Annotated in this window: 9 protein-coding genes and 1 other annotated feature (1 of these 10 running past the window's edge); of the genes, 7 read left to right on the top strand and 2 right to left on the bottom strand. The window is 29.5% G+C overall.

All coding sequences use genetic code 11. From position 1 onward, the window contains the following. The first annotated feature begins 214 nt into the window (after positions 1 to 214). The 3 genes from trpS to KPL37_RS09220 all read left to right on the top strand — a co-directional run bounded on the left by trpS (position 215) and on the right by KPL37_RS09220 (position 4,433). Positions 215 to 1,213 carry a tryptophan--tRNA ligase gene (gene trpS, locus KPL37_RS09230; protein WP_216148381.1) on the top strand — a complete coding sequence of 333 codons (999 nt, stop codon included), beginning with the start codon at positions 215 to 217 and terminating at the stop codon, positions 1,211 to 1,213. 572 nt (positions 1,214 to 1,785) lie between these two features. Next, positions 1,786 to 2,595: a hypothetical protein gene (locus tag KPL37_RS09225; protein ID WP_216148376.1), complete on the top strand. Its 810-nt coding sequence runs from the start codon at positions 1,786 to 1,788 to the stop codon at positions 2,593 to 2,595. Between the two features lie 242 nt (positions 2,596 to 2,837). Beyond that, positions 2,838 to 4,433, top strand: a complete 1,596-nt coding sequence (locus KPL37_RS09220; RefSeq protein WP_216148373.1) for a peptide chain release factor 3 — start codon at positions 2,838 to 2,840, stop codon at positions 4,431 to 4,433. Positions 4,434 to 4,525: 92 nt separating this feature from the next. Here KPL37_RS09220 and KPL37_RS09215 read toward each other — a convergent pair whose 3' ends face one another. Next, a complete protein-coding gene (locus KPL37_RS09215; RefSeq protein WP_216148370.1) occupies positions 4,526 to 4,681 on the bottom strand; it encodes a DUF5670 family protein in 156 nt (51 codons plus the stop codon). Between the two features lie 189 nt (positions 4,682 to 4,870). On the opposite strand from KPL37_RS09215, the gene KPL37_RS09210 reads away from it, so the two are divergent. Further along, positions 4,871 to 5,413 carry an ECF transporter S component gene (locus KPL37_RS09210; protein WP_216148367.1) on the top strand — a complete coding sequence of 181 codons (543 nt, stop codon included), beginning with the start codon at positions 4,871 to 4,873 and terminating at the stop codon, positions 5,411 to 5,413. A 70-nt stretch (positions 5,414 to 5,483) separates the two neighbouring features. Here KPL37_RS09210 and KPL37_RS09205 read toward each other — a convergent pair whose 3' ends face one another. Beyond that, entirely contained in the window at positions 5,484 to 6,581 is a 1,098-nt protein-coding gene (locus KPL37_RS09205; RefSeq protein WP_216148364.1) for an endospore germination permease, read from the bottom strand. Positions 6,582 to 6,738: 157 nt separating this feature from the next. On the opposite strand from KPL37_RS09205, the gene KPL37_RS09200 reads away from it, so the two are divergent. From KPL37_RS09200 to KPL37_RS09190, 3 genes are all read left to right on the top strand, one after another. Further along, entirely contained in the window at positions 6,739 to 8,145 is a 1,407-nt protein-coding gene (locus tag KPL37_RS09200) for a spore germination protein (RefSeq protein ID WP_216148362.1), read from the top strand. Further along, a complete protein-coding gene (locus KPL37_RS09195; protein ID WP_216148359.1) occupies positions 8,138 to 9,259 on the top strand; it encodes a Ger(x)C family spore germination protein in 1,122 nt (373 codons plus the stop codon). The genes KPL37_RS09200 and KPL37_RS09195 overlap by 8 nt, the downstream gene beginning before the upstream one ends. A 126-nt stretch (positions 9,260 to 9,385) precedes the next feature. Beyond that, on the top strand, positions 9,386 to 10,531 hold the full coding sequence (locus KPL37_RS09190; RefSeq protein ID WP_216148356.1) for an AlbA family DNA-binding domain-containing protein: 1,146 nt from the start codon (positions 9,386 to 9,388) through the stop codon (positions 10,529 to 10,531). 113 nt (positions 10,532 to 10,644) lie between these two features. Next, positions 10,645 to 10,849 (top strand) — a binding site (T-box leader) (it continues 36 nt past the right edge of the window).

The following is a 10,849-nucleotide window of genomic DNA, read 5'->3' as shown; positions in this document are numbered from 1 at the left end:
TATGAATAAATAATTTTTAGTTTTGCCAGGAGCCGTATGCGAGGTCCGCACGTACGGTTCTGTGAGAGGAAAGAAGTCGGAAATTTATTACCGACTTTTACCTACTCGATTATTTTATATTACTACAATAATGATGAAATTAAATTTTGAGTAGAAACCATAGGACTAAGTTTTAGTAATTCATAATTAATTATATTTATAGGAGATGTTTATATTGGAAGATAATAAGAAAGTAATATTTAGTGGAATTCAACCTTCTGGAGACTTAACACTTGGAAATTATTTAGGAGCAATAAAAAACTGGGTTAAATTGCAAGATGAATATGAATGCTATTTTTGTGTGGTAGATTTACATGCAATAACAGTAAAGCAAGAACCAAAAGATTTGAGAAGAAGAACTTTAGAATTATTAGCTATTTACTTAGCGGCAGGTATTGACCCTGAAAAAAATACTATGTTTATTCAATCACATGTTTCAGCTCATAGTGAAGCAGCTTGGCTTTTAACTTGTTCTACTTACATGGGAGAATTAAGTAGAATGACTCAATATAAAGTTAAATCACAAAATAGTGGGGGAAGCATAGGAGCAGGGTTACTTATTTATCCTGTGCTAATGGCAGCTGATATTTTATTATATCAAACCAATTTAGTGCCTGTAGGAAAAGATCAACTTCAACATCTTGAAATTGCTAGGGACATAGCTGAGAGGTTCAATAAAACATATAGTGATACATTTGTAATACCTGAAGCATATGTAGGTAAATTAGGAGCTAAGGTAATGGACTTACAAGAACCATCTAAAAAGATGTCTAAATCAGGAGAAAATGTTAATGGATTTATTTTAATAATGGATCCACCAGATGTTATAAGAAAAAAAGTAAATAGAGCAGTTACGGATAGTCTAGGGGTGGTTAAGTTTAACGATGAGCAACTAGGTGTTAGGAACTTAATGACAATATTAATGACTATAACTGGTATGTCTATTGAAAATATAGAAGCAAAATATGAAGGACAAGGTTATGCTCAGTTTAAAAAAGATGTAGCAGAAGCAGTAGTTTCAGAACTTGAGCCTATACAGATTAAAATTAAGGAATACATAGGTAAAAAATCATATCTAGAAGAGATTTATAAAAAAGGTGCAGAAAAGGCTAACTATGTTGCAAATAAAACATTAAGAAAAATGCAAAAGAAAATAGGATTTATACCTAGATAATGGAGTGTAAAATTCCTGCGTGTCTTGCATGCGAGTTCGGAACGTGAAATTTCATTAAGAAATTCTAATCTTTTGCAAATATAAAATTCTCTATCGCTCACACTGGTTGTCCTGTGGGTTCGCTAGCCTGGACCTCTGGGTAGTTCTCTGGGGCACATAACAATTATTAATTGTTATGCAACCTGTCAGGCTTACGAGGATTTTATATCGGCAAAAGAAGAATTCTTAAATGTAATTTCAATAGTTTCTACGCCCCTTTTGCAAGTCGCTCAGGAAATAGCTTATACAATTATATAAAGTATATAAAAACCGACTTATATTTAAGAAGAGCCGGTTTTTTATATTTTATTACTCTCTTAATTGTTTCACTCATTAGGGCTTTACCACTTCTCTTTTTTTATCGCAGTGAACTCCTATAGAACCGATAACCTTTTAATTTTCCATAAAATAGAGAAAAATACAATGATGTGAGATTAAAATTTCTTTAGTTTAGGGTATCTTTTTATCTTTTAATCTCGATAACTATAGTGTGATTTATTTTTTAGATTTCAGTTGAAGGGGGGAAATATAAAATGATTATTGGAAATATTAAGAATCCATATATAAACAATAGTATCAACCAACAACTTCAAAAGGCATTGAATAACAAAAATAGTATTACTAATAGCAAAAAAACAAGTTCTGATGAGCTTATGAAACAGAAAATAAGAAATATGAATGATCAATTAACACTTAGCCAAAATTCAGAGCAACAAATTGAAAGTGGAATGTCAATTTTAGAAAAAAAAGAGCTAGGATTAGACGATATAAAGGATATAGGCAAGCAACTCAAAGAATTATCAAAGCAATATACAAATTCTGATTTGAGTGAAGACGATAAGTTGAAAATTGAAAAGCAAGAAGGCAAGTTATTAAATAATTTAGAAGGTCTTATGAATCAAAATGTGGAAAATGATATAGTAGGGGATAAGACAATTCAGCTAAATGGAGATGATGGTAAATCAAGTGTTATATTGTCTAAGGGATTTAATATAATACTTGATTTTGGAAAGTTAGACGACACTAAGACAAGTAATATAGTTGCAATAGATAAGGATAAACATTTTTCAAACAATATTAGTGTAGATACTTTACTTGAAAATCCTTCGATAATTGAAGAGAGAATATTAAATCCAGTGCAAGATGCTATAGAAAAAGTATATGACGCAAAGTCAATTATATATGGTGATTTTATGAAAGAGTATACTTTAGCAACAAGTTCAATAGATGAATTGTATAAAATGGGTGGAATAAGTGCATATACAAAAGATTCGAAAATGCTACAACAGAAATCATTGTATATTACGATGTCTGAATTATATTCTCATCCTCTAAACAAATAAAAATTCAAATTTACTAGATAGATACAACAAACTTATACAGAATAAATTCCACTTAAAAGGATTTTATTCTGTTACCATTTATAAGTACAACCTTAGTTGACAGATATGTGTATAAAAGCTAAAATTGATAGGTAGAGATTTGATAGGTGAAATTTTAGAATCACTAGGAGTTAAGTGAGTGATTGTAGGAATATATATATGTATTTACATAATTTAAAACATAAAAAAAGGAGAGCGATACCTTGGAGGATTACATAAAACAGATTAAAAAGAGAAGAACGTTTGCTATAATTTCGCATCCAGATGCTGGTAAAACTACATTGACGGAAAAGTTATTATTATATGGTGGCGCTATAAGACTTGCAGGTTCAGTTAAGGCTAGAAAGGCCTCTAAACATGCAGTTTCTGATTGGATGGAAATAGAAAAACAAAGAGGTATTTCTGTTACGTCCTCAGTTATGCAATTTAATTATAAAGATTTTTGTATAAATATACTTGATACCCCAGGGCATCAAGATTTTAGTGAAGATACTTATAGAACGCTTATGGCAGCAGATAGTGCAGTAATGATTATAGATGGTGCAAAAGGAGTAGAAGCACAAACAAAAAAACTATTCCATGTATGTAGCATAAGAGAGATACCCATCTTTACTTTTATTAATAAGATGGATAGAGAAACTAGAGATATATTTGAGCTTATGGAAGAAATAGAGAATGAATTTGGAATCAGATCTTATCCAATGAATTGGCCTATAGGTTGTGGGGTAGATTTTAAAGGTGTTTATGATAGGCGTACAAAAGAAATTATTGTTTTTGATGATGGAAAGCATGGTCAAATAGAAGTTAAAGAGACAAAAATTAGTATTGACGATGAAAAGGCAATTGAACTTATTGGCGATGATCTATATAAGAAGCTTATGGAAGATATGGAACTTTTAGATGTAGCGGGTGATGACTTTGATTTAGAGAAAGTAGCTAATGGAGAACTTACTCCAGTATTTTTTGGTAGTGCATCAACTAATTTTGGAGTTGAACCATTTTTAAATAGCTTCTTAGAATTAACTTCACCTCCATTACCAAGAAACTCAAGCATAGGAAAGATTGATGTTTATAGCAAAGATTTTTCGGCATTTGTTTTTAAAATTCAAGCTAATATGAATAAGGCTCATAGGGATAGAATTGCTTTTATGAGGATTTGTTCTGGAGAGTTTGAAAAAGGCATGGATGTTTATCATATGCAAGGTGGTAATAAAATAAAACTTGCACAACCTCAACAATTTTTAGCACAAGAGAGAGAAATAGTAGATACAGCTTATGCAGGAGATATTATTGGGGTTTTTGATCCGGGTATATTCAGTATAGGAGACACCATATGTTCGTCCTCAAATAAATTTGAGTTTGAAGGAATACCAACTTTTGCGCCAGAACATTTTGCAAGGGTGAGAACTGTTGATACTATGAAAAGAAAGCAATTTATAAAGGGAGTAACTCAAATAGCTCAAGAGGGCGCAATTCAAGTGTTTAAGGAACTGCATATAGGAATTGAACAAATTGTAGTTGGTGTTGTAGGAGTGCTTCAGTTTGAGGTGCTAGAATTTAGACTTAAAAATGAATATAATGTAGATATTAAAATTGATAGGTTAGCATTTAAAAATATAAGATGGATTGAAAAGAGTACAATAGATAAAGAAAAACTTAACCTAACTAGTGATGCTAGATTAGTAAAAGATTTTAAAGATAGAGATCTATTATTATTCCAAAATGATTGGGGTATTAGTTGGGCATTAGAGCATAATAAAGGCTTAATCTTATCGGATGTTAGTAAAAATAATGATTAGGTAGATACCAAGTTATTTTAGAAAACTTATTAAAAATAAATAAAATGAAAAGTCTCTTGAAAATATTTCAAGAGACTTTTCTGTATTTAATCTTATAAATTTTTTCTTTTACTAAATAGAATATCAATTATAAATACAATTGCAGCAACTATTAGTAATATATTAATTAAGCTTCCACCTTTGCTAAAAAGAACTCCCATTAACCAAACTAAAACCACAAATCCACCGAGCCATCGTAAAAAAGTCATATAGATACCTCCATTTATCAAAATACTAAATAATATATAGTATTTAGTATTTTAGCGATGTATATTCAAAATATATAAATTATTATACTTATAAAGTGTATGGATACATTTGAAAAATAATAAATATTGTATATAATGTTATTAGAGAGAATTTTAAGAATATATTTAAGAGATTTTAGGGGGAGAATGATGGAAAGTAGTAATACATCGATTAAAACAATTGATATAGTACAAATTAGCTTAATGGCGGCTATTACTTTTTTAGCTACGTCAGTAATACATGTACCAACTTTTATGGGAGTACTTCATTTAGGGGATAGTATGGTGTTTTTATCAGCTATATTATTTGGAAGAAAAAAGTCAGCAATAGCTTCCGCTATTGGTATGTGTTTATTTGATTTAATAAGTGGGTATACCATGTGGGCACCATTTACTTTTGTTATTAAAGGGTTAATGGGCTATATTGCTGGAACTATTGCTTATAGAAAAGATTATAATGGAAATAATACTTTAAATAATATTTTAGCTTTTGTTGTAGGGGGAATATGGATGATCGTAGCCTATTACATAGGTGGAACTATTATATTAACATTTATTTCCAAAGACTTCGCAATTAAACAAGCATTAATTATTTCATTAAAGGATATACCAACTAATATTTTTCAAGTGGTTGCAGGTATTGCCTTAGCACTACCATTGATAGCAGCTTTAAAAACAAAACTAAATAGATAATATAATTAGTGAGGGAGCATTATGTTAAAATTGCATCGACCCTTGGGATGATTTAACATAATGTTCTTTTTTATTTTTTAATAACCAAGTAATGTCTACCTTTTTTCTTATTATTAAGCAAAAACAAACTAAAAATTATTGTTGGTATTAATATGAAACTTATCACTGAAAAATATACATAAAGGTTTAGAAATTTATATAACAATAGTACCTTGGCAGAAATGAAATAGGAAATTATGAACACAAATAAAGTAATAATATATATTGTATATTTATTAAAAAAGGAAAGATTTTTCAATAAAATAAGGATAGCGTTTAGTATTAATACATATTTTATAAACCACCCACCTACCATTTGTAGCATTACAAAAAACTCTCCAACCTCTAAAAAATCAAAATAACTAACCAACTGAGTTTGTATTAGTTTGGGATAGTTAATGGTTAAGGCTCTAGTTACGTCAAAGGTACTTAAAAGGCCAATACTTGCAAAAATCTCCATTTGTATTACAATTAATATTGCAATAACACAATGTTTTATTATTTTTGACTTATTAGTTACTCTTGATAGAAATGGTATGCAAGCAGCTATACTGCCATAACATCCAAGGGCTTTTATTATTGATAAAATGAAAGAAGTTGTTATGCCGTTCGCCATTATAGGAAGCAGGTATTTAAGTTTTTTGTATTTAGATGTAAGGATTGCTAGGTTTACACCGGCTACCATTATGAGAGATATAGCGATAATAGTAACTATGAGTATTGCCCTGGTACCCTTCTTTGTTATATAAATGGCTGGGATTACTATAAACAACAGAAAAAACCAAGTGGGTGTATCGGAAAGCATATTTACATGTAAGGCATTTGCTTCTACTGAAGAGCTTTCTATTAAGCTTAAAATTAAAGTGATAATAAATAAAATCAAAAAAATAGTTCCCATAGTTTTACCTAATGCTTTGTGGTATATTTCGTCCATATTATAGCATTTTGTTTTTTTACATACGGAAAGTATAAATAAAAAATAAAAAAATATAATAATAGAGGCAATAATAACGGAAATCCACGAATCTCTACCTCCATTTACAATGAATACATTAGGGTAAGTTTTCATAGCTACAATTGAGGTTCCCCAAATTATGAACATTAAATGTTTTGTATTTAGCTTATCCATTTGTATTACATCTCCTCTTTATTTTAAGTTTACAATGAGTATTAATAAAATTCTAATATAGTAGTATTATTTCCCAATTTTTAAATATTAAACTTTAAATCAAAATTTTTTAGAATAATAAATTTAAAAATTACAGATAATAAATTAGGTGATTAAAATGAGGAAAATAGATATAAACTATATTAAGGAAAAATTAAAAAATAGTTATGATGTAAAATATAGAGAGATACAGTGTGATGTAGGAACAATAACGGGCATATTTATTGATGATTTATGTGATTCTAAATTTATTAGTGAGTATATATTTAACCCACTAATAAGAGATAAGATAACAACTGCAGATTTAGAATATATAAAAAAAGAGGTATTACCAGCTAATAGTATTGGAGATATTAATAGTAATGAGGAGGCTATAGTACATATTTTATCTGGAGACTTGGTGCTTATATTTTCTTTCGTAGATAAATCAATATTTTGTGAAGCGAAGGGTTATGTAAGGCGGAGTGTTGGAATACCAGTTACAGAAAATGTAATCAAAGGACCGAGAGAAGGATTTACAGAGGCCTTTATAGATAATGTATCACTAATTAGGCGAAAAATAAAAAATCCTGATTTGAAGTTTGAACCCTTATTTTTAGGAAACAAATCTAATACAGTAGTTGTAATCTCTTACATAGAAGGTGTTGCACCGACGAAACTCGTGGATTACATAAGGAAAAAGGTAACTAACATAAAATTAGAATTTATATTAGACACAAACTATATTGAAGAAGAATTAAAAAACAAGAACACGGCGTTTGATACAATAGGAACTACCGAAAAGCCGGATGTTGTGGCATCAAAGCTTCTAGAAGGAAAAATAGCAATAATAGTCGACGGAACTCCTTTTGTAATTACCGCACCATATTTTTTCATAGATAATTTCCAATCACCGGATGATTATTATTCTAATAAGTATTTTGCTAATGCATCAAGACTTATGAGGGTAGTTGGGTTCTTCTCAGCTAGTTTATTGTCAGGGCTATATTTGGCTATTGCGACTTTTCATTTTTCGATTATTCCATCCGTACTTGCTATAAAGTTTACAATGTCTAGAGCGGATGTACCTCTTCCTACGGTAATAGAGTTATTATTAATGACTTTTTTCTTTCAATTACTTAGGGAAGCAGGAATAAGATTGCCACAGTCAATAGGGCAGGCAATGAGCATTGTCGGAGCTTTAATTTTGGGAGACGCTGTAGTTGGAGTAGGTTTAGCTTCCCAAAGTACTGTAGTAATCGTGGCGCTTTCGTCCATTTCTTCTTTTTTAGTGCCTAAGCTTTATGGACCATTATCCATATGGAATGTAATAATTATTATTTTTTCTTCAGTTCTGGGGCTTCCAGGATTCTACATTGCTTTCTTTATTTTTATAGCACATATGGCAGGACTTGAAAGTTGTGGATATCCATATTTATTTCCTATGGGTACGCTAGAAAGCTTTAAATTTAAGGATGTGTTATATAGAAAAGATCTTAGCAAGATATCTAATAGTATTTTTGATAAGGATGATTATAATGAATAAGTATAAAAAAACACTAGTTATAGTATGTTTAATAATAAGTTGTTTTAATATGTCAGCATGTTTTAGTTATAGGGACATTAATAGACTTTTATTTGTTACTTGTATAATAATAGATGTAGATAGTGATGGTAATCCTATAATATATGCAGAAGCATATAAGGGTATAAGAGGAGGAACGCCTGGAGGGTTGGATGAGAGGATTTTATTCGAGGGAAAAGGGAAAACAATGTTTGAAGCTGTTAGAAATATGAATGCTACTTCTAGTTATAAATTGAATTTTACGCAAAATAAGGCTATAATATTCACTCAAAAGGCTGCAGAAGATGGTCTTGAAAATTATGTGGATTTTTTAGATCGTGATCAAGAATTGCTTATAAGACCTTACATTGCAATATATCTAGGAGATCCAGAGAAACTTATAAAGTTAAAAATTGCTCAAGAAAAGTACATTGGCTTTTTTCTCATGCATCTTGAAGAAAATGTTGGTTCGTCTTCAAGAGCTTTAAAATTAAGTCTTAATGATTTCTACAATCAAAGGAATATGGGAGACAAAGCTAATGTGGTACCTATAATAGATATCCCAAAGGATAGTGCAGAGCCAAGGCTCGAAATAAATGGTGGAGCGGTGATAAAAGACGATAAAATGGTTAGCATTATAAAAACAAATGAAGGTCAGGGATTCAACTTTTTAATGAATGCTGTAGCAAGTGGTAGTTTAGAAATAACTAACCCCTGTGATATTAATAAATTTATAACATTAGAAATTTTAAAAAGTAAAACTAAGACAGAGATAAATTACGATGGTAATGTTATTCACCTAAAAAAGAAAATTAATGTTAATGTAGATTTTGCAGAAGCCCAAAAAAGTATTATTTTTACAAAAGAAAATTCAACTAAAATTCAGGAGCAATCAGAGAAAAATATTGTAGAATCTTGTAATGAGCTATTTTCAAAGTACAAGACTATTGGGATTGATATCTTTGATATAACTGAACAATTTCACAATAAATATCCCAAAATTAAAATACCAAATAATATTATTAAAAAAACTGAGTTGAAAGTTGAAGCAGAAGTGAAAATAATGAATACGGGTGAGAAAAAGAACTTTCAATAATTTATTTTGCCTTATTAAGGCGATGGTATTCCATCGTCTTTTGTTGTAAACTATAAATATAATAATTTGAAACATTTTATAAGTATAAACATAGTATATTATTACAGCGTATTTGGGGTGAAATATATGGATTTAAAAAGAATTAGCATGTTGTTAAAAAGAGATGAGGGCACAAAACTAGATTATAAGCAAAAAATTGATATATTACTAGAAAGTGGGAAAAAAGAATTAGCTAAAGATGTATCTGCTATAGCAAATTCTCGTGGAGGACGTGGATATATAATAATTGGAGTAGAAGATAAAACAAAAAGAATTATAGGTATCGATGCCAATGAATTTAAAGAAGAACAAATTCAGCAAATAATTAGTTCAAGATGTGAACCGCCTATCCCAATATCCATAGATTTTATAGTATATCAAAGTAAAAACGTGGCAATTATAACTATATATGATGGTGGTCAGAAGCCCTATCAATTGAGGGAAAATGGCGCATTTTACATAAGACGAGGGTCAACAACAGATACAATGAGGAAAGAAGAATTAATTTCTAGCTTACAAGAAAATTTTAATCTTAATATTGAGACTATGCCTATTATGAACAGTGATATTAATAGTTTAAATTTTGATATTATTAATAAATATTTTGAAAATAAACGTATCTTAGTAAATAACGATAATAGGTTAGAATTTATGGACAATGCAGGAATAACGTTTATAGAAAGAGATTATAATAAAAGGGTAGTTACCCTTGGTGGATTATTGGTATTTTCCTCAATGAATAGTATTTACTTACCTCATAATATGATAAGGATAGTAAATAAGGTAAATGATAAATTCGATGAGGTTATACTTGTGCAAGGAAATTTATTAGATATGTTAGATAGAGTAGAAGATTTTTTAAAAAAGATATTTCCATCAAATTATCCTATAATTGCAGTTCATGAAGCTGTAAAGAATGCAATACTTTATAGAGATTATACTATATTTTATAAGGAGATTGAAATATTCGTAAATTATAATAGTGTAAGTGTAGTTAGTCCTGGAAATCTATTGCTTTCAACTGAAGTTAATACTCATAATTATTTAAAAAGAAACATGTGGATATATGACAAGCTGATAGCTTTAGATGATAAAAAAAGATTTATAAAATCAGGGAAAGGATTTGCGCGAATGAAAAAGGATTTTATTAAATTTGGTAAAGTAATATTTGTAAATTCAAAAGATGATAATACATTTAAGGCTATTTTTCCAGGAGTTAAACATTTTATTTGAGTTTATATTTAATATTGTCTTTATACATTAAAGATTATTTAATGTACAGGGAGAAAATAGTTGAAAATAATCGTAATAAATGGTTAAATAGATATAAGTAAAAAAAATTATAAAAAAAGGCTATGAAAGAAAAAAGTAACTATAGGAATTATTAAGAGAGCTAGTGGTAGGTGTAAACTAGTTAAGGAATATGGTGAATTACATTCTGGAGCTTTAAGCTGAAGCAGCATCAAGATGATGGATAACAGAATCGAAGATGATGAGTAAGCTGAGACGGGTTGACCTTACGTTATAAGGGAAAAGCGGATTGTTTAATCA

The organism is Clostridium frigoris (genome assembly GCF_018861865.1).
GTDB lineage: Bacteria > Bacillota > Clostridia > Clostridiales > Clostridiaceae > Clostridium_AD > Clostridium_AD frigoris.
The sequence above is the reverse complement of the archived record's forward strand: the minus strand, read 5'-3'. Positions and strand labels throughout refer to the sequence as shown.

Excerpts from the sequence above, each read along its gene's own strand:
- KPL37_RS09195 (WP_216148359.1), top strand. The coding sequence starts at position 8,138 with ATGAATAAGTATAAAAAAACACTAGTTATAGTATGTTTAATAATAAGT.
- KPL37_RS09200 (WP_216148362.1), top strand. The coding sequence starts at position 6,739 with ATGAGGAAAATAGATATAAACTATATTAAGGAAAAATTAAAAAATAGT.
- KPL37_RS09225 (WP_216148376.1), top strand. The coding sequence starts at position 1,786 with ATGATTATTGGAAATATTAAGAATCCATATATAAACAATAGTATCAAC.
- KPL37_RS09190 (WP_216148356.1), top strand. The coding sequence starts at position 9,386 with ATGGATTTAAAAAGAATTAGCATGTTGTTAAAAAGAGATGAGGGCACA.
- KPL37_RS09205 (WP_216148364.1), bottom strand. The coding sequence starts at position 6,581 with ATGGATAAGCTAAATACAAAACATTTAATGTTCATAATTTGGGGAACC.
- KPL37_RS09215 (WP_216148370.1), bottom strand. The coding sequence starts at position 4,681 with ATGACTTTTTTACGATGGCTCGGTGGATTTGTGGTTTTAGTTTGGTTA.
- KPL37_RS09210 (WP_216148367.1), top strand. The coding sequence starts at position 4,871 with ATGGAAAGTAGTAATACATCGATTAAAACAATTGATATAGTACAAATT.